Genomic DNA, 25,899 nt, shown 5'->3' on the forward strand with positions numbered 1-25,899 from the left:
CGGACGCGCTCAAATTCTACCACTTTGGTTTCTTAAGCAATGCTCGTAATTTGCAAAACTATAAGCGATTAAGGCATGAAATGAGCGATCGCGTTGAATTCATCTGCCTTGTTGAAAGCGATCGCTCTTGTGTTGGGGATTATGAAAAATTTTTCATGAGGGCGATGGTTTTTACTGTCTTGCCGAAGCACCACCCTCAAATCTCGTCGCCTTCTTTAATCGTGTATTTTTATAAACAAATGACAGATTTTGCATAAAGCTGGTCGCTTCAATTGATTACCAGACAGAGTTATTTTGATTTCTAGTAATCTTGTTTACTGATAACTAGCACAGAATAACTCTTGTTCCCGAACTAGAGCTTCAGGCAGAAGAATACAATGTTGAAGATCGAAGGTTGCCGATACTGGTTTTTCGGATTAGCGATTTTGATGAATAGTACGTTGACACCTATCTCTGTCCTTGCTCAAGAAATTAATTTAGAAGACGCGAAAGCTCTTATCAATTCTAGTCTCAGACGAGAAATCAATAAACCTAATATATTTAGAGTTTATCCGTCATCAGAACTTGACAGTCCTGAGAATTTTGTGAATAGAGCAGCGTGGTTCGTACTCGATCGGGGTTGCTCTAGTTTCCCTTTGCTCGTCATCACAGGACGTGGCGGAATACCATCCAGTCCTACCGAACCGTTGATTGGCGATGGGACAATAATTAATTGGATAACACTTAAGACAAAGGATGAAAATCGGACTAACGCTACTCCTAACAAAAGGGCAGAGTCGCAAACAAACACTGGAAATGATTTTTTACTAAAGGTCAACCCTGCCAATCCTCCTAGTCAAATTGTGGAAGCTCAGGGGTGGATAGTGGATGCCAATCGTAATGTGTTTCTGGTTGCTCAAGCACCAACTGTCAAGCTCCATGCTTCCTTCACGCCTGCAACTTGTCTGAACCCTAAAAATTAAATATTACGAGTGTGATGCTTGGTTCGCTGACTTGTTAGCAGAGTAACCGACCTGCTATCTGTGTTGAACTCACCTCTGCGCTCAAAGCCACGCGATCGCTCTAGTTGAGGATGAAAACTTTTCATGAGGCGTTGCCAGTAAGTTGACAGGAAATCTAGCACTGTCGCCAACACCAAAGTCCTCATGCGCCAGCTAACTCTCGCCATCTCTGGAATATCAGTCACCCTCAAGAAATTTATCAGTTACGATCGCGTTCTCGCCGACACCGGACAAACCGAATACGGTATCGTCGGCACACCTTTGGATAGCGGCCCGTTTTACGAACCAAAGCACATCTGGACAATCAGTGCGATAGTGACGCTTCAAGAGTGGCGGGCATTGGGGGCAATATTTGGGGAATGCGATCGCTTACGTCGGACTCAAGGCAATTACCGCATCACTGTTGACGATTCAATCCAGGATTTTATCGAGCAGGCGACGAGGACAAGAGCGCTAGCGGCTGGAGGGACGCAAACAACTTTCATGGGTGGTGTTTCATACCCAGCGCGATTCTACGCTAGGATGTTTGAGCCTAGAAGCCAGTGGCAGAGGAATCAACTTTATCCTTACGTGGCGAGCTTTGTGCTGAGGGAGTTGGATAAAGCCACGTAGTAATTCGTAATTGGAACTCTTAATTACGAATTACGAACTACGAATTTTTGTGACCGTCAATCAATCAGCCAGAAATGTCCGCTTACTCATAGGAGGCACGGATTTCACGCCCTGCCTCATTTCCTTTCAAGGCAGCGATAGCCACTTGGATCAATCTGGGCTGATTACCTTCACTGGGCAAATTCTCTTGGGCAAGGCGCTGGGATTTACTCAAAGTTTGGACGATCGCAAAAATCCAGGCACTTTCTGTCGGGGCAAGTCGGTAACATTAGACATTGCCGATACCGCTGGAAACCTGAGACGCCACCCCAGAGGGACGTTGCGAATTCTGACCCCAAAGTACGACACAGAACGGCAGCAGTTAACCCTTGAAGTGGCCGATCTAATTACGCTCCTCAATTTCAAGGAACCGACCGACCCCGACAAGGCAGACAACAAGCCCAACGGTTCTCAGTCAGCAAGCTCTGTAATCACGAAACTGCTACACGAAACCGGAATTGAGAGCGTCTCTGGAACTCTGCCGGATAGGCTCTACAATTACCCGCTAAATCTTTCTGGCTCTTATTTGCAATCTGTTGGCAAATTACTTTATGCCAATAACCTAGTAGGCTGGATTGACAATCAAGAGAGATTTCGGATTTCTAATGTCAATATCCAAGCGCGTCAATCTCTAGTGGGGTTGGTAGTCGGCAGTAATGAAATTTGGTATCGCCGCCTGGGGGGAGCCGAATCGCCTTGCGAGAAGGTGAGAGCGGTGGGGACGCGGATGGTGACAAGAGAGATTGAGCTTAACAGCATCGTTACCACCGAGCAATATGGTTCGCCTGTAGTCATTGACCCCGATACCTCAGGGCTGATTATTCTCAACCAAACCGTTGAAACCCAAAGTTGGGATGAGGATGAGGGGATATTTACAATTCGCTCAGAAATCGCCAAACCTTGGGGCTTAATCGTGCCGCGAGTTTTTTGGGATAAAGTCGATTCCCCGCCGTTATTTCAATTATTTTTGGGCGAAGTCACGATTGAAGAATCATTTTTTGAAAGTGTTGAAGCTGGCGGAAAATTAAAGCAAAAAGTCACGATTTACAATACAGATAAATCGGGGTACTTAACAGAAATTGAAGATGCAAGACCTGATTTTATTGTGGGTAATTTCTTGGGCTTGGTAAATACCAAACAAGTCACCGAAACCTTTACATACGACCCTAAAGAAGTACTTTTAAATAAAGTTACCCAGACTCAAGAAATCGCTGTAATAGTCCTCAACGGTAGCGATGAGAACTGGGATGATTGGCAAACTATCCCCGAATATCTCACAATTTCTGAATATAAATATGAAGAATGGAAGCAGATTGATAAATACACTTGGGAGTACTCCAATTACGTTTTAAAGCCTTTGGTCAAAACTGAGGGTGGCACGGACATTGAGTACTCCGATGATGTTAATGAAAGAGTCAAGCAGAAATTAGCATTAACCTACGACTCCAACGAAAAACGTCGCTCCAATTCAGGGCAAGAAACGCCACCCGCAGCCGAGCGCCGACCAACGGATAAGCGAATTGAAGAAAACCCCATTGAGTACACCGCATACTTCGCTGACCCCTGTTCAGGCAATTTCAAGCAGCGCGATCGCACCTATAACGTGGAATTCCTGGCAGGCATCACCATACCTCATGCAGAATTTTTCATAAGCAGTGATAGTGGGGCAAATCTGCAACTTGAAGCTATAGCTAAGCGTGAAGGCAGGTTACTCAGAAGTAGGTGGCAAGGGCAAGAGATGGCGGGGGCAATTGCCAATACTTTACTCAATGGCTATGAACCACTATTTGGCGTCCATGTGACGGAACTTGATGGCACAGGACAAAATTACCTAGCTGATGGTTGTAGCTGGGTTGTGACTGCCCAAAAAGCGATCTGGAGTTGCGATGGTATTTGGGTAGGTGGCTCAATCGCTGCGATTCCTGTAACTGGCAATGTGGTAATTGGTGGCGTGGAGATACCAACAGACGGCAACGTGGTAGATCCTGGCGCGGTCAACCTGCCATATACAGAAATTGAAAATTTATCAGGAGGAATGGCGTTGGGGGGCAAGGTGATTTCCTACGCCTACTTGCTATCGATCGCCACGGGGGATATTCAAGGCGGTATGGGGTTTGGGGGAATAGCGATCGGCAGTTCGCCCATTGTAATGTCGGGAGGGATGGGGCTTGGGGGAATAGCTACATCTGGCTCTGTGTCTACACTTTATTGGGAAGATTTCACTTGGGATAATGCAGATTGGGATAATCTAGCCCCCTCCCCCGGTTGGGAGGCAATTAACTGGGATGCAATTAATTGGGATGAAATCTTCTAACCGTCATCTTGCAATCGCCCTTACGCTCCATTCTCCATCTCCAAATCGAGACTATGCTTAGCCAACACTGCCTTGCGATCGCTCTCATCCTCAATCCCACAGCGTATATTTTGCGAGGATCTTCGCTTTTTCTTTTTTGGTTGCATAGTTTGAGCAAGTTTTGCTACTAGAAAACCATCGGTTAGACAGTTCTCTAGATTAGGTTTCGCTTACATTGTTCCAATCAGTGACAACTCTCACCGCTAACTGCAAGCAGTGTAGCGGGAGCATCTCAAATTCACATAAGAGACTTGCTGCTTCACGAGCTGACTAATGTCTAAGCCTCCACAGCCAGGAATCGGTAGTCCAACCGACCCAAGTTTTAGAAGATTAAGCGCACTGTTCCAGTCACGGTCAATGGCCAGTCCACAAGAACAACTATGAACACGAATTGCCAAAGTTTTCTCCACCCTAGCACCACAACCAGAACAATTGATACTTGTCCCTCTAGGGTCAACTCCTTTGGTATGCTTGCCGCGTCTTACCGCTACTGCTTGCATGATTTGGAGGAATGCACCCCAAGCAACATCTAGTATCGATTTAGCTAACCGCGTTCTAGCCAAGCCTTTAATGTTCAGGTTTTCAAAAACAATTAAGTCATAGGAGTTAACTAACCAATGGGCGACTTGATAGTGAAACTCTTTTCTTTGTCTTGCTACGTGCAAGTGAAGTCTAGCAACCTTGTTAGCCTGTTTATGGTAGTTCTTAGACCCTTGGGTTTTACGTGCAAGCTTGCGCTGCTGACGAGCTAACGTGGATTGAGCTTTACGGTAATACTGTGGCACTGCAATGCTCTGTCCGTCAGCAGTAGTTAAAAATTTCTCCAACCCTACGTCTATACCAGTAGCAGTTTTGATTTCATCAACAGGTAATGCAGTGGGGACAGTTTTATCTTCCAGCGAGAAACTTACATACCATCCATCGGCTTTACTTAAAATTGTCGCCTGCTTAATCTCAAAACCATCTGGAATTGGACGATGTAAAATAACCTCAATTTCACCAATTTTAGATAACTTAAGAACATTTCCAATTAAGTGTGCGCCTGCTCTGGGACAATTAACACGCGGGAACGTGAATGAGAGAATATCGCCCCGCTTTTTAAAACGTGGTCTTCCTCCTCGCTTACCGTTTTTGTCTGGTACTAACCACCGCTTCCACGCCCGATCCAACCTCATAAGGTTTTGTTGTTGGCACTCGGTATAAATGTTTTTGTACTCAGGAAATAACTGTTTAGCGTATTTGATTTCACCTGCTTGGGTATAGTAGTCTACTTTCTCTGGAATTTCCCCAATTGGTTCACAAATCAAACTGCAACGATTAATTTGTGACCTTGTACGGCTTAACCAATCCAATCTTTGCCCTAGTGCATAGTTGTAGTGACGACGCAGCAATTCACCCCAAGTCTCAAGAGTGACAACCTGTTGTGATGTAGGGCGTAGACGATACTGGTAGGTTAAGTGCATAGTTCGGCAGAAGGCAGGGGGAGCAGGGGGCAGGGAGCAGGAGGCAGAAGGGGAAGAAAGGCAGGAGGCAGAAGGCAGAGGGCAGAGGGGTAGGGGGATTAATCATCATCTCTGAAAATTTCTTCAAGCGATAGAGGCCTACCAGCTAGTTCAGAAGCGAGATCCCTGAGTTTGTACAAAGTTTCAAACTGCCCACGATCAAGCTGCCCTTTTTTTGCTGCCGACAAGGTTCGTTTATCCAATCCAGTCTTGTCTTTAGCTTTTTGGATGGACAGCTGCTTGTCATCAGTCCAGTAGGGTGAGAGGTCAACGTATTTAGGGCAAACGGTGGGCTGCAAAGCGTCTATCTCGTCCTCTGTAAGTCCTGTTGATACCAGAATAGACTCCCATCTACTAGGACAACAGAAGGGTTGAGCTTTGTACCACTTCCCCGGATGGTGATTTGATTTGGACAGATTGCATTCAGAGCAAGCCCATAGCAGGTTGCTGTTTTTGTCTGTTCCACCCCAAGCCCTCGGAATAAAGTGTTCAAGCTCCGATCCACACCTTGAATTGCAATAAACACAGGACTGGCTGAGGTTAAGAGTTTGATTCTCCGTCACTATAGAAGGCAGTGCTAAAGGATTGATGGTCGTTGGGTCAATCATCGAATTTCACCCCAAAGTCAACACCTAGTACCTCTTCAATTTTCCTAAGTGTTGGTTCAGGTAAAACATCGTTCTCTTCGCGCTCAATTCGATACCAATTCGCACGAGTCATGCCAGCAGCTTTGGCTAACTCGTCTACTGATCTTGGATCTCGCTCTCTGGCGTTTTTGATTTTTGCTCCAATGCCAGGGGCATCAACTCGTAATACTCGCTCAATTTGCACATCTACAGGCATAGACAATCTCTTCTATTCAATCACTCTATAAACTCTATGTAAATTGTAGAGTGACACTTGACATAATGTCAAGTAAGAGGATACATTATGAGTATAGAGAAAGCGGTCACGCCTGGACAGCACACCGCTTCTCTATCCACATTTCATGGAGATCATAATCATGACACAAGCGACCTTAGACACTCAAGCGATCGCCCAATTTCAGCTAAATCTTCATCTGTCCGAACAATCAGATGAAGTAGCCGAATACGAGATTGATTCTACTGATGATGTATTTGGTAAGCTCTACCGAGTTTGGGGCGGCGAACAAGGAATCAACCTACTCGGCACTTTTTATCAAGCCTTAGATGGTTTCTGGATTTCACAGCCTTGCAACAGCGATGAACGCCTACCCTGGCACAGCGACCAACAAGCCATCGACGCAATCTTAGCAGCATAAAAACAACACCCATTATCAACGAGCGCCTGTATTTGGCGCTCTTTCTTAGTTCGTAAGAGTCCAAAAAATGAGGTGGAAATTATGTTGCAAGGTGGAAAATTGGTAACGCACGATTGGAACTCTCAAGCGATCGCACAGCTGAGTGAAGCTACTAAAATCGCAAAATATGACGTGCCTGCTAGCTACGTTAACGCTACCCAAATGTGTAAAGCCTGCGGTAAGGCTTGGGCTGATTATGCAAAAACAGACTCAACAAAGACTTACTGGGAGGCTCTTTCTGCCGATATGAATTTATGCATATCGGCACTAGTCATTTCCATCAAAGGTGGAAACAACAAGCAGGTACAAGGTACTTGGGTTCACCCAGAAATCGCCATAGATTTAGCCCAGTGGGTGAGTGTTGAGTTTAGGATTTGGGCAAACAGAACTCTAAAAAAAGTTATCGGCGAGCAAGCTGCACAAACATCTTCCCTTCTGCCTTCTGCCCCATGCCCTCTGCCTTCTCCTCAAGAAATTTCAGATTTATTCGATTTAACCTTGGGCGGTGCGGGATTAGATCCGAAGTTGATAGCAGGCGTAAAACTAAACGCGATCGCATCTTACAACCCCGCCCTACTAGAAGCAGCAGAGATAGCAAAGTCAGCTTTAGCTATCCCAGTGGATGAAAGCTTGGTACGTCCAACACAACTAGGCGAGAAACTAGAAGCCAAGACAGGACAAAAGTGGAGTGCCATCAAGGTCAACAAACTGTTGATTGAGCAAGGTTTTCAAATTCCCAACCCAGATGGTAAAAACCCCGCTTACCTGCCTACCGAAAAGGGTAAAGACTATAGCCAACTGGTGTTAGACACTGCTAAGGGGCGAGATAAAACCGTTCAATCATTGCAGTGGCACTTGTCAGTCCTAGAAGCCCTGGAGGCGAATGACCACTGACTAGACGCAGTTTTGCCAAGGGAGTTTATGCCTACCTGGGTTATGTCCGGTATGAGTCCCCAAGACGTTAGGGTTCTACTCAAGATTGACCGTCAAGAGGCTTTGCATAGATTCCTACGCGATTATTTCATTCCAATGCTGGAAGATCGCGGTTACTCATTCGGTGACCTAGTACAGGCAGCGGCAAGCTGGGCATTTGACCAAGATTTGAAAGCGATTGCCCATCACCTTTGGGATGTAGCCCACGAGTTTTATTTCAATAACAGAGTTTAGGAACATGAAAAATTTTTCAAGAGCAATACTCGCTGCTCTATTCCTCATGCACACTTTCCCCCCTTCTGCCCTCTGCCGTCTGCCCTCTGCCTTTCTTGCTAACAACGAATGCACTCAAGAACACCCTTGTCGTGCTGATGATAGGAGGGAGGGATGAGTCAATTAACTGAAGCTCTTGAGATTGTAGTTAGTGAACAGAGACACGATTGCGTTTGCAATATTACTGCTCAGTTTGTCGAGTCTTTCAAACACCAAGGTTTTGGTTTTGATGAATTGGTTGATGGACTGATGAATTATGCCTGGGCGAACACTGCTTCAGCAGATGCAGTTTATTTCTTATGCCAAGCAGCATTGGCTCTCAAGGATGACTTTACAGATAGATAACGCAACTTACTTGCGTCGGTGTAAACGGTTGTGCCACCACCAAAAAGACCGCAAACGCCCGCACCTAATCGCCAAATACGGCATGAGATGTTTTTGGTGTGGGTACAGCCTGACACCCGAAACATTGACTATCGACCACTACATACCCCTTTCCAAAGGTGGCAGCAACAAGATTAAAAACTTACGCCTAGCCTGCAATGGCTGTAATAACAAACGAGGTGATGCTATGCCAGAAGAAACGCCACAAATCATTGCTCAAAAATCATGTATTCGCTTTCCTAGCCATTGGGCTATTCCCAAATACCATTTGGGTCAACGAGTGAGTCTTGGTCAAATCGTCGGACTAGAATACCATCCTCCTGGCACATTAAGAGCTTATGAACTGGGTGAAGGTTGGAGTTACTGGGTGTGTAGAGATGAAATGTCTGATTCTGTTGAAAGCTGCAAAGAAGAGCATATCAAACCGCTCTCACCAGCAGAAATTAAAGAGGAAATCCAAGCCGAGATTGATTTTCACGCCTCTAAAGTAACTGCTCTTACCGAGCAACTAGAAGAGGTGCGACAACATGATTGACTCCGAACAAAAAGTTTCAATTCGCACTGCCCTGCGGGATTCTAGGCGAGAAGGGCTAATCAATTTCATGGAAGATTTGATTGAACTCCTGCATCAAGAGGGTTACTCGTTCCAAGACTTACTGGAAGCATTAGCGGGCTGGGGATATCGCCAACAGCCACCAACTGATGAGGTGATTAGGCACTTGGAGGATGCAGCACTAGAACTGCATCAGCTAACGACAAACCGAAGCAAGAATTAAGAACATTCTTTAACGTGAGTTCGACGGTTAGAAAAAGCCAAAAAGCTTGCTATATATAAAGCGCGAGAAACTGGACATAAAAGAGCGATCGCTAAGATTGATTGAGAATGAGTAAAAAAGGCACAAAAAAACGCCGAGACTAAAAATATCTAAGAAAAATGAGTGTCTCGGCTATGTCTACCATTGTATCTCGGCTCGATATTGAACAAATCTTCTGTGACGTAGATGATTTTTGTAAGCAGTGGGAGAACTTGTGGCAACAAGTACCACAGTTACCATCCACAAAGGGAGAGTGTCGCAGTTACTCAAGAATGCATTTATCAGAAGTGATGACAATCGTGATTGCATTTCATGGTAGTGGTTATAAGACTTTCAAGGAGTTCTACACGTTGCACGTACTACAAAGCTGGCGTGGAGCGTTTCCAAATTTGGTCAGTTACACAAGATTTGTGGAACTTATGCCTTGGTGTTTAATGTTGTTGTGTTGTTTTTTGCATACACGGACAGGAGAAATTACAGGGATTAGTTTTATCGATTCTACCCCAATTAATGTTTGTCATAACTGCCGGGCGCATTCTCACAAGGTATTTAAAGGGTTGGTAAAATGGGGCAAAAATTCTGTGGGCTGGCACTTTGGATTTAAACTGCATTTGATTATTAATGATTGTGGAGAATTACTCGCATTTTCACTAACTCCAGCAAATGTGGATGACCGAAAACCAGTCCCAGATATGACTAAAGATTTAATTGGTAAACTCTTTGGTGACAGAGGTTACATCTCTCAAAAATTATTTGAGGAGTTATATGAACGAGGGTTGCAATTAGTCACAAAATCTAAAAAGAAAATGAAAAATCGCTTGGTAAAGCTGATTGATAAAATTCTGTTACGCAAACGTGCTGTGATTGAGTCCGTCAATGACCATCTGAAAAATATATGTCAAATCGAACACTCTCGCCATCGTAGTCCATTTAACTTTTTAGTGAATTTGATGGCTGGTTTAGCTGCTTATACCTATTTACCTAAAAAACCTTCAATTGATATTTACCCAAAAGATTTGCCTGCGCTACCTCCTGCTATTTTTTAGTTCCGTCGAACTCACGTTTCTTTACATCAATCGAGCCACCCAGTTGGGTGGTTTTTTGTTGGGTCAAGACCCTTGAAAAATTTTTCATGTACGCTTATTTGGGATTGAAAACTGGGGGGCGATCATCAAAAATAGCCCCTCGCCATTCTAGTTCGCGCTTCATATCCTCAGTGAGACCTTTGCCGCCTCCAAAGTAGGCATTTGCAACAACAGTACTGTCTAAGATGGCATTGCTCAGGTAGGCACCACTCAGGTCGGCATCTCTCAAGTTAGCACCATCCAGATTTGCAGCCCTGAGGTTAGTACCACTCAGGTCGGCATTACTGAGGTTGGCACTACTTAGGTCAGCATAGCTAAGGTCGGCATCTCTCAAGTTAGCACCATCTAGGTTGGCATCACTCAGGTGAACACGGTTGAGGTTGGCATCACTCAGGTCGGCATTGCTGAAGTTGGCAAGGCTGAGTTCGGCGCCACTCAGTTTGGCATCACTGAGGTCGGCACGTCTGAGGTCGGCACTTAAGAGGATAACAGGACTAAGATTGGCACGGTTGAGGTTGGCAGCTGTGAGCTTAGTACGCGTGAGGTCGGCACGTCCGAGGTTGGCACCTTTGAGGTTGACACCACTCAGGTTGGCACCACTCAGGTTGGCACCACTCAGGTCAGCACCACTCAGGTTGGCATCACCGAGGGAGGCATGACTCAGGTCGGCAAAGCTGAGGTCAGCGCCACTCAGGTCGGCAAAGCTGAGGTCAGCACCACTCAGGTCGGCACCTCTGAAGTTCGCAAGGCTGAGGTCGGCACCTCTGAAGTTCGCAAGGCTGAGGTCGGCACCTCTGAAGTTGGCACCTCTGAAGTTGGCACGTTTGAGGTAGGCATGACTTAGGTCGGCATGACTCAGGTCGGCATGACTCAGGTTGGTAAAGCTGAGGTAGGCACGTCTGAGGTACACATGACTCAGGTAGGCATGATTCAAGTTGGCATGACTCAGGTAGGCATGACTCAGATCGGCACCACGGAGGTCGGCACCACTCAGGTTGGCATGACTCAGGTTGGCATGACTCAGGTTGGCATGACTCAGGTTGGTAAAGCTGAGGTCAGCACGCCTGAGGTTGGTACCTCTGAGGTCAGTACGCCTGAGGTTGACACGAATTAAGTTTTTAAGAATCCGAAAGGTGCCGCCTAAATTCCCGGTAGTCAGGTTTGTAAAAACTAAGTTGATACGAAGTGGGTTACCACCAGAAGGCAGTTTTTGACTTTGAGATCGCTCAACTGCATTATCTGAAGTTTCAGTAAGCGCAGCTTTTAGTATTGCAATTTCACTTTCAGGAACATCACCAGCAATAGTAAATTCCAATCGTTGTCGATCAAGATTGGAATTTGGGAGCGTTATAAACTCAACATCTTCTACAGAAACGCCTAATACATCTTGTAGCTGTCCCGATTTGAATAAATTTTCTAGCCGCTCAAGTCCTTCTTTAGAACCTTCCAAAATCAGTTTGATGCTACCACGCTCAATGTCAATAATTTTGATGGAAGTATCTTGAGCCACGTCTTTCAAAAGAGCAGCGATCGCTTTTAATTTTGCTATGTCCTCTGGAGAAACAGTACCAGCAATGGCAAATGCATAGCTTTTCTTATCAGTTAACACTTGTGTAGTACCGCTCGGCTCTTGAATGACCTTATCTTTATCAGTGACGCTGGGTTCTTCTGATTCTGACTCAAATTCTGCAATCTTATCCCAGTCTAAACTCAGTTCTGTGCAAATGGTTTGGAATAGGCGTATCTCAACGGATCGTCCTAAAAGAAAATTTCCTACAGTTTGTCGAGAACAGCCTGCCGCTCCTGCCAAGTATTCTTGTGTCCAACCTTTAAGCTTGAATGCTTCCTTTGCTTTTTCCAGTCCTAGTTTCGATACTCGGCATGACCTACCCATTAGTCAACCTGCCACAACTATTACATTAGTTTTACACGAGTCCATTACAGTTAATGCAAGCGATCGCCACTTGTTGAAAAGTTTTGCAAGAAGGGCGATCGCACTTCAACAATAAAGGCAGAAGGCAGGAGGCAGCAGGCAGAAGGTTTAGATTTTTGATTTCCCGCAATTCCTTCTCCCCTTGTCGCAGGTGATAACTCTTTCCTTCTGCCTTCTGCCCTTTAACTTCTGCCTTCTTCAATTAAGACCCTGGCTCGAATGGCGGATCTATTCGTTGGTTTTGCTCTTGATTTGTAGTCACCTTAGTCGTGGGATTACTTTGCAAGTTAATCTGCGGATTAACCACAGGTGCAGCAGGTTTTAACACCAGCACACCAAACCCAAAAAACATTGCTACCATTGCCACGATCGCAACGTTATTGCTGCTGTCTTTATTCACAGCGTTCATCAGATTTTTGAGCAGTCCATGAAACTGCTGTTCTGTGGTGGCATTTACTGCCCTCAAAAATGATGAAGGAGCATTTAACTTATCATTAGAAGTGCGGGGTCTACGACGATTGAAATCCATTGTTGTAACCTCGTGTTTTCGATGCTTACCTGGATGTTCTCCAGGTTTTTTCTTTATGTTTTTAGAATAGAAATTTCAAAAAAAGCTTTGGTCAAAGTAGGCTGTTAGAGTTATGTAATAGTTATGTCAAAGTTGACTCACAGCTATGACGCGATCGCTTAAAGCATCGAAAACAGGGTTGGAAAAAGCCAATAAAGCATTCAAGCTCAAGGGTTGGACACAGGAATACTTGGCAGGGGGATCGGGCTGTTCTCGACAGACCATCAACAAATTCTTGAAGGGACAACCTGTTGATAAAGGTAAATTTCAAGCCATCTGCACGGAACTGGGTTTAGAGTGGGGTGAGATTGCAGAACTGGAAGAAGAGGAAAAGCAAGCAGTCCGAACCCGTAGTATTGATGAACTAGTACAAGAGGTACGGGAAAAGATAAAACCGTATATTCAGGAGTGCTGCGGTACTATGCGGGTGCTGGATATGACCCAGCCTGTTGGATTAAATGACATTTACACTGATGTCAATATTTTGGAGCAAATCACTGGACGCAGACGGTTAGAGATTGCAGAACTGCTACAAAACTGCGATCCAGAAAAATTCGACCGCTTTGGACTTAGCGGCGTAACCCAGGAGCGAGTACCAGGAATTCAAGCAGTGCAACAGTACAGCAAGTTGATGGTGTTGGGTAAACCTGGAGCAGGAAAGACAACATTTTTAAAGCATCTGGCAATGCAATGCATTGAGGGGAAATTTCAGAGCGATCGCTACCCAATTTTTATTAGCCTCAAAGATTTTGCAGAAGCGACCACAAAACCAGATATTCTTGAGTATATTTTTCACCAATTGTTAGAGCCTAATGTAGATGCCACTGTAAAACTCATTCAACTACTAAAACAGGGCAAAGCGTTAGTTTTACTGGATGGTTTGGATGAAGTCCGACCAAAAGATGATAGCCGAGTCACTAGACAAATTAGAGAGTTTGCTGAGCAGTGTCGTGAAAATCAAATTGTTGTGACTTGCCGAATTGCTGCTAGAGAATACATCTTTAAGAGCTTTGTTGAAGTTGAAGTGGCAGATTTTGATGACCAACAGATTAAAACTTTCGCCAATCAATGGTTTAACCTCAAGAAGCCAGAAAAAGCAGAAAAATTCATTCAAAAACTCCAAGAAGACAAGTCAGTTAAAGAGCTAGCAACTAATCCACTACTCCTGACATTGCTCTGCTTAATTTTTCAAGAAAAAGGAAAGTTTAAGACTAATCGCTCTGAATTATATGAAGAAGGAATTGAGCTACTGCTAGAAAAGTGGGATGATAGCCGTGATATTGAACGCGAACAGATTTACAAGAACTTATCGACTAGGCGCAAGGAAGATTTATTAAGTAAAATTGCACTGACTACTTTTGAGTCTGGAGATTATTTCTTTAAGTCTAGAAATGCTCAAGAGTTAATTTCAGATTATATTTACAATTTGCCTGATGCCCAAACTGAGACCAAAGCGCTACTGTTAGATAGTAAAAAAGTTTTGAAATCGATAGAAGCACAGCATGGGCTACTAGTAGAACGGGCAAAGGGTATTTATTCATTTTCTCATCTGACTTTTCATGAGTTTTTTGCCGCTAGAAAAATCACCTTAAATCGTAATCCTCAGCAGGTATTTCAACAGTTGGATAGTCATATCACTGACAAGCGCTGGCGAGAAGTTTTCTTGCTAACAGTAGGGATATTGGACAATGCTGATGACCTATTGCAGTTGATGAAACAGCGCATTGATAAACTCGTAGCAACTGATGAAACTTTGCAGCAGTTCCTAACTTGGGTAGATCATAAATCTAGTTCTGTGAAAGCGCCCTATAAACCTGCTGCTATTCGAGCCTTCTACTTCGATTTCGCTCGCGACTTCGCACGCGATCTCGACCGCACCCTCGACCGCGACCTCGACCTCACCCTCGACCTCGCCCTCGACCTCGCCCTCGACCACGCCCTTACCCTCGCCTTTGACCGCGACCACGCCCTTACCCTCGCCCGCGACCATGGTCTTGCCCGCGACCTCGCTCTTGACCACGCCCGCAACCTCGCCCTCGACCACGCCCTTGACCATGCCCTCGACCACATCTTCGCCCTCGCCCGTAACCTCGCTCTCGCCCGTGACCACGTCTTCGCCCTCTCCCGCAACCTCGACCTTGCCCTTGCCCTTGCCCTCGCCCTCAGCCCCCCTCCTGAATTGCAGGGTAAGCTGCAAGAACTTAAAAAGCAGCTAGCCGTTATATTCAAAGAAAACTGGCAAAATTTCAAACATTGGTGGCGGACAAACAACCAAGCTTGGACTGAACAACTCAAAAGCCTGATAATTCAGCATCGCAATATTGGACACAATTGGCAATTCAACGACTCTCAGCAGCAATTGTTGCAGCAGTATTACGACGCCAACAAGTTACTAGTTGATTGCCTCAAGAGTGAGTGTTACGTCAGCCGTCAAGTGCGACAGCAGATTGAAGATACATTGCTGTTACCAGTTCAAACTAGCTCCTAAAAGCACGCCCTTAAAATTAGCAGTCATTCCTGCCTTAGATGGAGGTTAAGCTATGACAAAATCCTTCCCATCTGCCCACAGCTACTTAGAAGACCACCTGAAGCGGGTGGTTTTTGTTTGGGAACCTAAGCCTTGACGTAGTGCACTAGTCATTGGGCATTGGGGTTTGGACAAAAAGGGTATTAGTTATTCTTCCTCCCCATCTCCCCATCTCCCCATCTCCCAGCCCCTGCCTCCTACCTCCTGCCTTATGCCCAATCTAATTTTCACAAACGCCTGGATATCCCAAAGTGCCAAAATCCTTTTCCGTGGCAGCACTCCCCCCGACGCCAGTAAGTTCAGGCTATGCTTGGCGAACACTGCGACACTATCCCGCACGAGTTCTATGTCCGATTTTATTGCCAACGAACTCTTGCCAAGCAATGGCTATGCCAGGATAGACGCTAGCTTGTCTAATGATGGCAGCTACGACACAACCGACCAACGCCACGAACTACCCACTATTAATGCTGCCTTCGCTGCATCTGGCGGATCTTTGCAGTTTCAAACTATTTTTTTAATCGCTGATTCGGTCGCAATTTCATCAAAATCTTTCACGAATGCCAACGTCAATGCCACGAGCGATCGGATTACCATTACGAATCATGGTTTTGTCAATGGTGACAAATTAGTTTTCACGGCTGACGCTTTAGCTTTTCTCCCCGGCGGGATTACTGCTGGCACTGTCTACACAGTTACCAACGTTACCACCAATGACTTTCAGCTAACGGGCGTGGACATCACAGATACAGGATCTGGCACATTCCGCGCTAGGAGTGCCAACGGTATTATTGTTGCTTATGCAGTGGAATCAACGCCCATCACCGTAGCTGATGGACAAGGCCACAGCTACCAAATTCCCCTTGTAGTACTGAATTCAGGGTACGTGAATGGAAGCTGATAGCGGTAGCGTTAGCGACTTTGGAGCGTCTGAGATGTTGAGGGCGCGATCGCTTCTCAATCGCAACTTATATCAGCAGAAGATTTCAGATGCAGCCGAAGAATTATCTGAACTTCCGTTACCTACCACTTACCAAAGCTTTGATGCCCAACAGGGATTAGCAAGGCTCAAAGACATTACGAGCAATATCTCTTATGGTGCCGCTCAAACTAACGGCGCCGTGGGTAAGAGCGAAAATATTAGACTCAGGCGAGGTGGGATACTGGCACGATATGATGCGATGCCACGCCGCAAATCGCAAGTTGCAGCAATATCCGAAAGTACCCAAGAATTGGAAGCGGTTTTTTTATTTTATGTAAAAGCTTGGAGCGAATTTGCGGACACAGGCGCTTCTTTTAGAAATGCTGTATTTTTTGAAAGCATTCAGAACACTGGCTATACTAACTTCACGCATAGCAAAAATCAACAAATTCAATCGGATCGAGTTACTTACGAAAATAGCCTTACCGCTAACTTTAGGCATACCGGAGCAAACAACTATCTTGTTTTTGGAAACGTCAGTTCAAATTCTGGGCAGATTTTCACAAATGGGACATATCCTATAAAATTTTTCTCGCCGACAGAAGCAAAAATAACTATCAATATCAACTTCAGCCCAGGGGGCGGGGTTGTAAACACTAGCTGCGGCATTAGTGTTGACAGACAAGTTTCTTTTTTAAGGAATGAAATTCAATCAACAGTCGCAATAATTCCATCAAGTTGTGATGCGTATTCTAGTGGAACTAGCGCCAGTTATGAAGTTATGGTTGCTGCCGGAGAACATTTTGTTACTTGTTTGGGATGCTACAGTTACAGTTACTCAATTAAGGGTAACTCCCCTGATGATTTCATTTATTCAGAAAACTTTTCTGGAAATATTAGCATCACAGTGGAAACAATTACTGGCAGCACCTTTTATCTCCAAAAAGGAAATCGCGTTACAAGATTAGAAGGCATTATAACCGAAAGCATAAATAATACTACTGGCTCACTCGTAGGGTATCTGACTTTTACCAAAACTAGGATATTGGCTCACATTAAATATCGCCATCCTACGATCGCCACCAATGAATTCGTCGATCGCTATTTGCTAACAGGAGCGCAATTAAGCCATCAAAGATTCACCTCGCCCGAAGAAATCCCAGTCTTAGAAGATGACTGGCAGCGAGAATGGACGAGTACTTATTTGCCAGATGCCGACGCCGAAGATCCTTGCATTAATTCACTTAAAAATAATAATAAGCGAAGATTTACTAATATATTTAAAAAGCAAATGATAGCGCTTGACATCAATCAAGTTGTCAATAATCAAAATTTGCAAAATTTAATTAAGGTGCGAGATATTGTTGCAAAGGTTGAATTTAGCTCTTACCGCAGCGAAGGCACTTGCACAATCGAGGCGAAAACAACAAAAAATATTAAATTAAAAAAACTCATCATTCCGGAAAATATTGATGCCTCGGCAGTAACAATCCTTGGGGTTAGCGTCATCACAAAATGAACGAAATTAAAATACTTGAGACACTATCTCAAATTAATCGCGCCGCTTATCAAGCAAGGCAAGTACAAGCACAAAAAACACGCGATCGCGCTTTGGAAAACAGTGTAGAAATCCTCAATTATGATTCGGTCACTGGCAACTACAAAGTCCGAAATACCAACGGTCAAATGTTCTCAGCAAGACCAATTTCCAACGGAGTATTTGCAATTGGCGATCGAGTAAGTTTGGTTGCGCCAGTGGGAGGAATTCCCATTATTGATGCAATGCCGAGATAGCTACTGGAACTCTTAATTCGGAATTACGAATTACTTTCTTAAGATGACTATCCAAACTGGATACGCGATCGCCAGCATATCTGCCCTAAAAGCCCTAACCGATAGCCAAAGAATTGACGGCTATGCAAGACTTGTAAAATCCGACGCCAAGGGACTTCCTGCCTGGTATACCTTCGTTGATGCTAGCAGTGCCACCGGTGACGATGATGCGGTGGTGACTCCGAATGATAGCCCAAGCACTGGCAGGTGGTACAAAAGCAGTGGTGCTGGGGGCGGGGCTGATTTTGGCGGAGGGATAATTTGTACTTCAGGATGCACGATTGGCGGTAAAGCTTTCCAATTTTACGCCCCGCAAAGCAGTTTGGAACTTGTCGTTCAAGTTGGGTTTGGGATTTCGATTACTTCTGGCATCAAATCGATCCAAATTCACAGATGGAACCAAACGCCCAACACGGGACTCGCTGGGAGACAGTTTGCAGCCGAAACGCCTCACACGGGCGGCAAGGCAATAATTACCATCGATAGCACTTATAAATGGATTTCTGTTTTTGCTAAAAATTCCAATAATTCAGGTGCCTACGATGGTGTTTGTTTTACTGTTGATGGAAACGTCATCACATTAGTCGGTTTTAGCTGATGACCTGTTTGACCAATAACTAATGACTAAATCAATTACCCCACCCAGAACTGCCAATATTTTCCTGTCTTGCCAGTAAGCGATCGCGCTATTGGCATCTACATGAAAGCTGTCTAGGCAGTTCTTTAAATAACCAGCGTGTTCGAGTTCATCCTGTAAAATTTTAGCCGCAGTTGCAGCGATCGCTCGATCCTCAACTTCCTGCAAAACCTCGTAAAACTTGGCTACTTGCTGTTCGACTACGCACATAAAAGCTAAAATATCTGCCCAACCTAGTTCTTCGGGCTTTTGAAACCAGAAAAATAGTTTAGCTGCCCAGTATCTTTGGCTGATGCCGTCTAGGGCTTGATAATCTTGTCCCCTTTGCCACACGCCGGTTTGAGTATTCCGGTGCAGCCGCTCAACCCCATCCACCAATCCCCCCAGCATCCTGGCATGTCCATCTTCTTCGGCGTATTGAGCTTTAAGAAATTTCGCCAAATTCAGGTATCCATCATCCTGGGCACGGATAGCTAATTTAAAGCAAAAGATCCCTGCCCCATACTCTAGCTTTGCAGCTGTGCGGAGGGTGGCATTGAAGTTGAGGTAAAGAGCAAGGCGGATGAGGAGTTTGAGCATGGGGCTTCTTCAGATTCATTTAGCTGAAGATTTCCCGAAGGATTGAGAATCGGGTTATTGAAAGCGATCTTCGCAGCTCGCCGAACGCGCATAGCGTCTCGTAGAGAAGGCATCGCTTTATTCAGGCTCATGAAAAATTTTTCAGGTACGCTTTATCGTGGACTGCTGACCGGAGGGCGATCGCCAAAAATTGCCCCTCGCCGTTCTAGATCGCGCTTCATGTCTTCTGTAAGTCCTAAATTGTTTCCAAATAAAGCATCCACAACATTGGCATTTTTTAGGTCAGCACCACTCAGATTGGTATTTCTCAGGTCGGCATTGCTCAGATTGGCATCCACAACATTGGCATTTTTTAGGTCAGCACCATTCAGATCGGCACCGCTCAGATTGGCACTACTTAGAGTAGTGCTGCTCAGATTGGCATTTCTTAGTCTGGCATGGTTTAGGTCAAAACTGCTGAGGTTAGTGCCATTGAGGTTGGCAAAGCTGAGGTTGATGCCATTGAGGTTGGCACCATTGAGGTTGGCACCGCTGAGGTTGGTGCCATTGAGGTTGGCACCATTGAGGTTGGCATCGCTGAGGTTGGCATCGCTGAGGTTGGCACCCCTGAAGTTGGCATCGTTGAAGTTGGCATCAATGAGGTTGGGAGCGCGAAGGTCGATACCCTTGAGGTTGGTGTCGCTGAGGTTGGCTTCCCTGAGGTCGACACCCCTGAGGTTGGTATCAATGAGGTTGGCACCACTGAGGTTGGCATACCTGAGGTTGGCACCACGGAGGTTGGCTCTGCTGAGGTTGGCTCTGCTGAGGTTGGCTCTGCTGAGGTTGGCTCTGCTGAGGTCGGCATTACTTAAATCTCGATCTGCTGCTTGCTGATTAACAATCTCCCAAACTAAACGCCATTTACCATCAATCTGCGTCTCTTCATTAAGATTTACACCCCTGAGGTTGGCACCACTGAGGTTGGCATCAATGAGGTTGGCATCAATGAGGTTGGCATCAATGAGGTTGGCACCACTGAGGTTGGCACCACTGAGGTTGGCATCAATGAGGTTGGCACCACTGAGGTTGGCACCACTGAGGTTGGCACCACTGAGGTTGGCATCAATGAGGTTGGCATTTCTCAGGTCTCGACCTTGAGATGTTTGATTAACAATCTCCCAAACTAAACGCCATTTGTTGCTAATTATTGTTGTTTGGTCAATGATGGCATCATGCAGAGAAACACCGTTCAGGTTGGCATCGCTCAGGTTTGTCCCTCTCAAGTCAGCACAATTCAAGTCGGCACCTTCTAGGTTGGCATCGCTCAGGTTTGTCCCTCTCAAGTCAGCACAGCTTAGGTCAGCATTAGTGAGGTTAGTGCCTCTCAGGTCTACACCACTCAAGTCAGTATCAGTTAAGTCTCGACCACTAGCTCCCTGAGCAATAATTTCTTGGACTAAACGAATTTTATCTTGCTTTTCACCTGTAGTGCCGCTAGGTAATGACTGTACATTTTCAACAGGCATACCCAATACTTCCGTCAAGTTGCCTGATTTGATTTGCTCCTCAAGCCTTTTAAGACCTTCTCGTGAACCGCTGAAGGTTATTTTTATACTGCCTTTTTCAATCCGATCAATTGTTAAACTTGCATCCTTTGAAGCTTTTTGCATCAACACTAGCAAAGCTGCCTGAACATCGGGATTATTAAGGACGCTTTCTACATCACCAGTAAGTGTAATAACGAGTTGTTCTTTACAGTTACCATTTTGGTTTTTTGCTAGGGATACCGGAGAAATCAATACTTGTGTAGCACTGCGCTCTTCCTGGAGAAGCTCACAGTTTTTTTCTCGTTCTGTGTCCATACCAAGATTCCTGCTGGATTGCTCGTCTTCTGGCTCCAGTTGTGCAATCTCTCCCCACTCCAAGTCTAGTTCATTGCACATAGCTTGAAAGAAGTGCTTTGCAACAGGTCGCCTAGCAAAAAATTTGATTACGGTCTGTCGAGTGCAACCTACTCTTCCTGCCAAGTATTCTTGTGTCCAACCTCTAAGCTTGAATGCTGCCTCAGCTTTCTCAAGCCCTTGCTTTGATGCTTGGCATGACCTACCCATTGTCAACCTGCCACAACTATTACATTAGTTTTACACGAGTCCATTACAGTTAATGCAAGCGATCGCCACTTGTTGAAAAGTTTTGCAGCAAGGGCGATCGCACTTCAACAATAAAGGCAGAAAGCAGGAGGCAGCAGGCAGAAGGTTTAGATTTTTGATTTCCCGCAATTCCTTCTCCCCTTGTCGCAGGTGATAACTCTTTCCTTCTGCCTTCTGCCCTTTAACTTCTGCCTTCTTCAATTAAGACCCTGGCTCCAATGGCGGATCTATTCGTTGGTTTTGCTCTTGGTTAGTTGTCACTGTGGTAGTTGGGTGAACTTGCAAGTTAATCGCTGGCGGATTAGCTGCTGGTGTTGCAGGTTTTAGCGCCATCACAGCAAATGCAAAAATCATTGCTGCAAACCCAAAAAACATTGCTGCCATTGCCACAATCGCAACGTTATTGCTGCTGTCTTTACTCACAGCACTTACCAAATTTTTCAGCAGTCCATAAAACTGCTGTTGGGTAGTGGCGTTTACTGCCCTGATAAGTGCTTTAGGAGCATTTGAATTATCATTGGAAGTGCGGGGTCTATGACTATTGAAATCCATTGTTGTGGTCTCCGTGTTTTCGATGCTTACCTGGAATTTATCCAGGTTTTTTCTTTCTGTTCTTAGAATAGAAATTTCAAAAAAAGCTTTGGTCAAAGTAGGCTGTTAGAGTTATGTAATAGTTATGTCAAAGTTGAACTTACAGCTATGACGCGATCGCTTAAAGCATCGAAAACAGGGTTAGAAAAAGCCCAACGTGCATTCAAGCTCAAAGGTTGGACACAGGAATACTTGGCAGGGGCAGCAGGTTGTTCTCGTCCGGTTGTCATCAAATTTTTTGCTGGACGACTTGTTGATAAACAGATATTCCAAGCCATCTGCACAGAACTAGGTTTAGAGTGGGGTGAGATTGCAGAACTAGAAGAAGACGAAAAGCAAGCAGTCAAAACCCCTAGTGTTGATGAACTGGTGCAACAGGTACGTCAAAAAGTGAGCGCATTCATCCAAAAACAATGTGGATTCATGCGTGTTCTGGACATGACTCACCCAATTGAGCTAAAGGACATTTACACCGATGTCAACATTCTGGAGAAAATTACAGGACGCAGACGCTTAAAGATCGCTGAACTTTTGGAAAACTGCAATCTAGAAGACTTTGATCGCTTGGGTCTGAGCCGGGTGGCAGAAAAGCGAGTGTCGGGACTGGAAGCTGTTGAGCGATACTCCAAGCTGATGATTTTAGGAAAGCCAGGGGCAGGCAAGACAACCTTTTTAAAACGAATAGCAATTCTATGTAATTCAAGACAATTTTTGCCAGATCGTGTCCCCATTTTTATAACTCTTAAAGAATTTGCAGAAGAACCTCAGCAACCAAGTTTATTGCAGTATATCAATGACAATTTTGCTCTCAGCGATATTTCAGACCAAGAGATAACTAAAACGGTGTTGCATCAGGGTCGGGCAATTGTGTTGCTTGATGGGTTAGATGAAGTTAGGCAAGCAGATAATCATCGGATTTTAAGAGAAATCCGTAACTTTTCAACTGACTACGATGCAAATTACTTTGTCATGACCTGCCGGATTGCATCGAAGGAATATACATTTGAACAGTTTACCGAGGTTGAGGTTGCCGACTTTAATGAAAAACAGATTACCGAGTTTGCTACTAAATGGTTTCAAACTAAAGATCTAAAGAAAGCCGAACAATTTATTCAAAAGCTGCAAGAAAATCAACAGATTAAAGAACTAGCTACCAATCCCTTACTCTTGACACTGCTGTGCTTGCTCTTTGGGGAATCGACAGATTTTCCTTCTAACCGTTCTGAGCTTTACCAAGAAGGGGTAGATGTATTGCTCAAAAAGTGGGATGGTACGCGCCATATTGAGCGAGATGAGGTGTATCATAAACTTTCTCTCAAACGCAAACAAGACTTGTTGAGCAAAATTGCTTTAGAAACGTTTGAGGGAGGAAATTACTTCTTTAAAGAAAGGCTTGTAGAAGAATACATTAGTAATTACATTCAAAATTTACCTGATGCCCAAACCGACCAACAAGCACTGTTGTTAGACAGCAATGCAGTACTGAAATCAATTGAAGCACAACATGGATTACTTGTAGAACGGGCAAGAGGGATTTATTCATTTTCTCATCTAACGTTTCATGAGTTTTTTGCTGCTAGAAAAATTACCTTAAATCGTAATCCTCAGCAGGTGTTTCAACAATTAGCTAGTCATATCACTGATAAGCACTGGCGAGAAGTTTTCTTGTTGACTGTAGGGATATTGGACAATGCTGATGATTTGTCGCACTCAATGAAACAGGAAATCGATCAACTCTTAGCAACTGATAAAAAAATACAGAAGTTTCTCACTTGGATTGAAGAAAAATCTCGTTGTGTTGACTCTTTCTATAAATCTGCTGCTGTTCGCGCCTTTTACTTCGACCTCGACCTCGACCTTGGCAGGAACCTTGTTCGCGATCTAGACCGCGCCCTAGACCCGGCCCTAGACCGTGAACTCGCCCTCGACAGCCCTCTCAACCGCACCCTCGCCCTCTACCAAGACCGCGACCTCGAATGTGCCCTCGCTCTCGCCCTTTACCACGACCGCGACTTCCGTTTCTACCGTACCCGCGAGGATGAGGCCGACTTCGACCACAGTCGCGTCCTCGCCATTAAAAACACCCTCACCCATACCCGCATCCGCGACCGTGAATTGGAGGAGAAGTTACAAGAACTTGCACAGCAGCTACCAGACAAAGAGTCCCAACAGTGGTGGCAAGAAAAAGGTCTAGCTTGGACTCAAAAACTCAGAACCGTAATGATTGAATATCGCAATATTGGACATGACTGGCAGTTCAGCAAGGAACAAAAAGAACTATTGCAGCAGTACTATGACGCAAATCAGCTACTAGTTGATTGCCTCAACAGCGAGTGTTACGTCAGCCGAGATGTGCGACAGCAGATTGAAGATACACTTCTCCGACCCATACCGTTTAATTAGGCTCGTAGAGCGATCGCCCTATTCAGGCTCATGAAAAATTTTTCAACAACCAATGATTTTTGCAGCGATTTTGGGAGATCTAAGTAGACAGGCAAAATTCCTATATCCAATGACTTGCGATCGCCCAAAAAGGCATCACTTTACTAATATCATCCCTGCTGCTTTTGGGTCAAAACCAGGAGGGAAAATAGTCGGACATGGGTAGTTATTTGAATAAAGTTTACACGTTTTAGGACTAGTACTTTTATCTGTATATTCAGCTTCTTGCAACTTGGTATTACTCAGGTTTGCGCCCTGTAGATTGGCATAACTCAGCTTTGCGCCCTGTAGATTGGCATCAAACAGCTTTGCCCCTTGTAGATTGGCATAACTCAGGTCTGCCCTTTGTAGATTGGCATAACTCAGGTCTGCCCTTTGTAGATTGGCATAACTCAGGTCTGCCCTTTGTAGATTGGCACCACTCAGTCCTGCCCCTTGTAGATTGGCAAAAAACAGGTCTGCCCCTTGTAGGTCAGCATAACTCAGTCCTGCCCCTTGTAGATTGGCACCACTCAGTCCTGCCCCTTGTAGATTGGCATCAAACAGGTCTGCCCCTTGTAGATTGGCACCAAACAGCTTTGCCCCTTGTAAATTGGCATCATTCAGTCCTGCCCCTTGTAGATTGGCATCAAACAGCTTTGCCCCTTGTAGATTGGCATAACTCAGGTCTGCCTTAGAGAGTTGAATACCACGCTTTTTATCAGTACCCTTGCGAGAAGGAAGTAAGTAAGCATTTGGTGCTTCTAAGCCTGATAAACTTTCCCTCTGCCAGCGCAACCAAAACCAAGGAATTCTTCTGGGTTCACTGTTGAGAAACTCCAATGCTTGTATTCGCCCACCACTACCGGGTTGATTATGTGCAGAATTAATAACCTGCCATGCCTGGTACACTTGTGCATCACGACGCTGTTGTTCGCCAGCAATGAATGTAATTGCACCAATCAGCACTGAGGCATTTACTGCTTGACTTAAAGTTTTAAAGGATATGGCATTTTTTATTGAAGTTGCAGCAGATACTTTTAACTGCTGGTAACGCTTGTCTATCCTCCAACGAGTAACAAACCACCAGTGTTGATTTAAAAATTCTATTGCTTTAGACCAATCATCTTCAGGAGTGCCACTTTGTTTGTTACGTTCGCGAGTTGCCCATATCTCATAAGCCTTAGCCTGAATTAATTTGATTGGAATAGATTGTCGCGGTGTCAGCTTCTTTAGCATTTAAGGCATGATTATCGGGCTGATAGCAGAAAAATTAACCATCAAACTAGACTCCAAAATTTTTGGAGAGCCGAGCGTCCAGCAATATCTACGGCGAACTGCACTAACGCAACATTTTTACGAGTTCTAATCTACCAATATCTGATCTACACAAGCAATTCCTCGCTAAGAAAATTTTGGCGTGCAACTTCATAAGAGCGAT

General features: G+C 44.9%; 29 protein-coding genes. 16 read left to right on the top strand and 13 right to left on the bottom strand.

Features of this window, described 5'->3' with window-relative positions; translation table 11 throughout:
• Positions 1 to 68 precede the first annotated feature (68 nt).
• Entirely contained in the window at positions 69 to 194 is a 126-nt protein-coding gene (locus NSTC745_RS31640) for a hypothetical protein (protein ID WP_445634550.1), read from the bottom strand.
• A 183-nt stretch (positions 195 to 377) separates the two neighbouring features.
• Between NSTC745_RS31640 and NSTC745_RS31645 the strand changes: the two genes are divergently transcribed.
• Positions 378 to 962, top strand: coding sequence for a hypothetical protein (locus tag NSTC745_RS31645; RefSeq protein ID WP_445634551.1), 585 nt, complete (start codon positions 378 to 380; stop codon positions 960 to 962).
• Here the strand turns inward: NSTC745_RS31645 and NSTC745_RS31650 are convergent.
• Complete coding sequence (locus NSTC745_RS31650) at positions 959 to 1,168, bottom strand: hypothetical protein (RefSeq protein WP_445634552.1); 210 nt, start codon at positions 1,166 to 1,168, stop codon at positions 959 to 961. The genes NSTC745_RS31645 and NSTC745_RS31650 overlap by 4 nt on opposite strands.
• Between NSTC745_RS31650 and NSTC745_RS31655 the strand changes: the two genes are divergently transcribed.
• Positions 1,146 to 1,613, top strand: coding sequence for a hypothetical protein (locus tag NSTC745_RS31655; RefSeq protein WP_445634553.1), 468 nt, complete (start codon positions 1,146 to 1,148; stop codon positions 1,611 to 1,613). The genes NSTC745_RS31650 and NSTC745_RS31655 overlap by 23 nt on opposite strands.
• Before the next feature lie 49 nt (positions 1,614 to 1,662).
• Positions 1,663 to 3,966: a hypothetical protein gene (locus NSTC745_RS31660; protein ID WP_445634554.1), complete on the top strand. Its 2,304-nt coding sequence runs from the start codon at positions 1,663 to 1,665 to the stop codon at positions 3,964 to 3,966.
• A 242-nt stretch (positions 3,967 to 4,208) separates the two neighbouring features.
• Here NSTC745_RS31660 and NSTC745_RS31665 read toward each other — a convergent pair whose 3' ends face one another.
• The 3 genes from NSTC745_RS31665 to NSTC745_RS31675 all read right to left on the bottom strand — a co-directional run bounded on the left by NSTC745_RS31665 (position 4,209) and on the right by NSTC745_RS31675 (position 6,350).
• Positions 4,209 to 5,468 carry an RNA-guided endonuclease InsQ/TnpB family protein gene (locus NSTC745_RS31665; RefSeq protein WP_445634555.1) on the bottom strand — a complete coding sequence of 420 codons (1,260 nt, stop codon included), beginning with the start codon at positions 5,466 to 5,468 and terminating at the stop codon, positions 4,209 to 4,211.
• 98 nt (positions 5,469 to 5,566) lie between these two features.
• A complete protein-coding gene (locus NSTC745_RS31670) occupies positions 5,567 to 6,115 on the bottom strand; it encodes an HNH endonuclease (RefSeq protein ID WP_445634556.1) in 549 nt (182 codons plus the stop codon).
• Positions 6,108 to 6,350, bottom strand: coding sequence for a helix-turn-helix domain-containing protein (locus NSTC745_RS31675; protein ID WP_445634557.1), 243 nt, complete (start codon positions 6,348 to 6,350; stop codon positions 6,108 to 6,110). Before NSTC745_RS31675 ends, NSTC745_RS31670 begins: the two co-directional genes overlap by 8 nt.
• Positions 6,351 to 6,510: 160 nt before the next feature.
• Here NSTC745_RS31675 and NSTC745_RS31680 point away from each other — a divergent pair, with 160 nt between their 5' ends.
• From NSTC745_RS31680 to NSTC745_RS31710, 7 genes are all read left to right on the top strand, one after another.
• A complete protein-coding gene (locus tag NSTC745_RS31680) occupies positions 6,511 to 6,789 on the top strand; it encodes a hypothetical protein (RefSeq protein ID WP_445634558.1) in 279 nt (92 codons plus the stop codon).
• 81 nt (positions 6,790 to 6,870) lie between these two features.
• Positions 6,871 to 7,722, top strand: a complete 852-nt coding sequence (locus tag NSTC745_RS31685) for a KilA-N domain-containing protein (protein ID WP_445634559.1) — start codon at positions 6,871 to 6,873, stop codon at positions 7,720 to 7,722.
• A 27-nt stretch (positions 7,723 to 7,749) separates the two neighbouring features.
• Positions 7,750 to 7,995 (top strand): hypothetical protein, encoded by a 246-nt coding sequence (locus NSTC745_RS31690; protein ID WP_445634560.1) that lies wholly within the window; start codon positions 7,750 to 7,752, stop codon positions 7,993 to 7,995.
• A gap of 153 nt (positions 7,996 to 8,148) precedes the next feature.
• Entirely contained in the window at positions 8,149 to 8,379 is a 231-nt protein-coding gene (locus NSTC745_RS31695; RefSeq protein WP_445634561.1) for a hypothetical protein, read from the top strand.
• A complete protein-coding gene (locus NSTC745_RS31700; protein WP_445634562.1) occupies positions 8,360 to 8,953 on the top strand; it encodes an HNH endonuclease in 594 nt (197 codons plus the stop codon). The genes NSTC745_RS31695 and NSTC745_RS31700 overlap by 20 nt, the downstream gene beginning before the upstream one ends.
• On the top strand, positions 8,946 to 9,194 hold the full coding sequence (locus NSTC745_RS31705) for a hypothetical protein (protein WP_445634563.1): 249 nt from the start codon (positions 8,946 to 8,948) through the stop codon (positions 9,192 to 9,194). The genes NSTC745_RS31700 and NSTC745_RS31705 overlap by 8 nt, the downstream gene beginning before the upstream one ends.
• Before the next feature lie 173 nt (positions 9,195 to 9,367).
• On the top strand, positions 9,368 to 10,279 hold the full coding sequence (locus NSTC745_RS31710; protein WP_445632702.1) for an IS982 family transposase: 912 nt from the start codon (positions 9,368 to 9,370) through the stop codon (positions 10,277 to 10,279).
• A 94-nt stretch (positions 10,280 to 10,373) separates the two neighbouring features.
• Here NSTC745_RS31710 and NSTC745_RS31715 read toward each other — a convergent pair whose 3' ends face one another.
• Genes NSTC745_RS31715 through NSTC745_RS31725 form a run of 3 tightly spaced genes read right to left on the bottom strand, consistent with a single transcriptional unit; the run spans position 10,374 to position 12,780 of the window.
• Complete coding sequence (locus NSTC745_RS31715; RefSeq protein WP_445634564.1) at positions 10,374 to 12,212, bottom strand: pentapeptide repeat-containing protein; 1,839 nt, start codon at positions 12,210 to 12,212, stop codon at positions 10,374 to 10,376.
• Positions 12,213 to 12,243: 31 nt separating this feature from the next.
• Positions 12,244 to 12,453 carry a hypothetical protein gene (locus NSTC745_RS31720; RefSeq protein ID WP_445634565.1) on the bottom strand — a complete coding sequence of 70 codons (210 nt, stop codon included), beginning with the start codon at positions 12,451 to 12,453 and terminating at the stop codon, positions 12,244 to 12,246.
• A complete protein-coding gene (locus tag NSTC745_RS31725) occupies positions 12,454 to 12,780 on the bottom strand; it encodes a hypothetical protein (protein WP_445634566.1) in 327 nt (108 codons plus the stop codon).
• 145 nt (positions 12,781 to 12,925) lie between these two features.
• On the opposite strand from NSTC745_RS31725, the gene NSTC745_RS31730 reads away from it, so the two are divergent.
• The 5 genes from NSTC745_RS31730 (at position 12,926) to NSTC745_RS31750 (ending at position 18,699) form a co-directional block, all read left to right on the top strand.
• Positions 12,926 to 15,307, top strand: coding sequence for an NACHT C-terminal helical domain 2-containing protein (locus tag NSTC745_RS31730; protein ID WP_445634567.1), 2,382 nt, complete (start codon positions 12,926 to 12,928; stop codon positions 15,305 to 15,307).
• A 385-nt stretch (positions 15,308 to 15,692) separates the two neighbouring features.
• On the top strand, positions 15,693 to 16,247 hold the full coding sequence (locus tag NSTC745_RS31735) for a hypothetical protein (RefSeq protein ID WP_445634568.1): 555 nt from the start codon (positions 15,693 to 15,695) through the stop codon (positions 16,245 to 16,247).
• Positions 16,237 to 17,787, top strand: a complete 1,551-nt coding sequence (locus NSTC745_RS31740) for a hypothetical protein (protein WP_445634569.1) — start codon at positions 16,237 to 16,239, stop codon at positions 17,785 to 17,787. The genes NSTC745_RS31735 and NSTC745_RS31740 overlap by 11 nt, the downstream gene beginning before the upstream one ends.
• On the top strand, positions 17,784 to 18,062 hold the full coding sequence (locus tag NSTC745_RS31745) for a hypothetical protein (protein ID WP_445634570.1): 279 nt from the start codon (positions 17,784 to 17,786) through the stop codon (positions 18,060 to 18,062). The genes NSTC745_RS31740 and NSTC745_RS31745 overlap by 4 nt, the downstream gene beginning before the upstream one ends.
• 43 nt (positions 18,063 to 18,105) lie before the next feature.
• On the top strand, positions 18,106 to 18,699 hold the full coding sequence (locus NSTC745_RS31750) for a hypothetical protein (RefSeq protein WP_445634571.1): 594 nt from the start codon (positions 18,106 to 18,108) through the stop codon (positions 18,697 to 18,699).
• Here the strand turns inward: NSTC745_RS31750 and NSTC745_RS31755 are convergent.
• From NSTC745_RS31755 to NSTC745_RS31770, 4 genes are all read right to left on the bottom strand, one after another.
• Complete coding sequence (locus NSTC745_RS31755; RefSeq protein ID WP_445634572.1) at positions 18,682 to 19,317, bottom strand: hypothetical protein; 636 nt, start codon at positions 19,315 to 19,317, stop codon at positions 18,682 to 18,684. The two genes, NSTC745_RS31750 and NSTC745_RS31755, sit on opposite strands and share 18 nt — an antisense overlap.
• A gap of 152 nt (positions 19,318 to 19,469) precedes the next feature.
• Positions 19,470 to 21,407 carry a pentapeptide repeat-containing protein gene (locus tag NSTC745_RS31760; protein ID WP_445634573.1) on the bottom strand — a complete coding sequence of 646 codons (1,938 nt, stop codon included), beginning with the start codon at positions 21,405 to 21,407 and terminating at the stop codon, positions 19,470 to 19,472.
• A 30-nt stretch (positions 21,408 to 21,437) separates the two neighbouring features.
• A complete protein-coding gene (locus NSTC745_RS31765; RefSeq protein WP_445634574.1) occupies positions 21,438 to 21,647 on the bottom strand; it encodes a hypothetical protein in 210 nt (69 codons plus the stop codon).
• Positions 21,648 to 21,998 (bottom strand): hypothetical protein, encoded by a 351-nt coding sequence (locus NSTC745_RS31770; RefSeq protein ID WP_445634575.1) that lies wholly within the window; start codon positions 21,996 to 21,998, stop codon positions 21,648 to 21,650. It abuts the gene before it with no gap.
• A 147-nt stretch (positions 21,999 to 22,145) separates the two neighbouring features.
• Here NSTC745_RS31770 and NSTC745_RS31775 point away from each other — a divergent pair, with 147 nt between their 5' ends.
• On the top strand, positions 22,146 to 24,440 hold the full coding sequence (locus tag NSTC745_RS31775) for an NACHT C-terminal helical domain 2-containing protein (RefSeq protein WP_445634576.1): 2,295 nt from the start codon (positions 22,146 to 22,148) through the stop codon (positions 24,438 to 24,440).
• A 135-nt stretch (positions 24,441 to 24,575) separates the two neighbouring features.
• Here the strand turns inward: NSTC745_RS31775 and NSTC745_RS31780 are convergent, their stop codons facing one another.
• Positions 24,576 to 25,697 carry a pentapeptide repeat-containing protein gene (locus tag NSTC745_RS31780; RefSeq protein ID WP_445634577.1) on the bottom strand — a complete coding sequence of 374 codons (1,122 nt, stop codon included), beginning with the start codon at positions 25,695 to 25,697 and terminating at the stop codon, positions 24,576 to 24,578.
• Positions 25,698 to 25,899 lie beyond the last annotated feature (202 nt).

The organism is Nostoc sp. DSM 114161 (assembly GCF_052692665.1).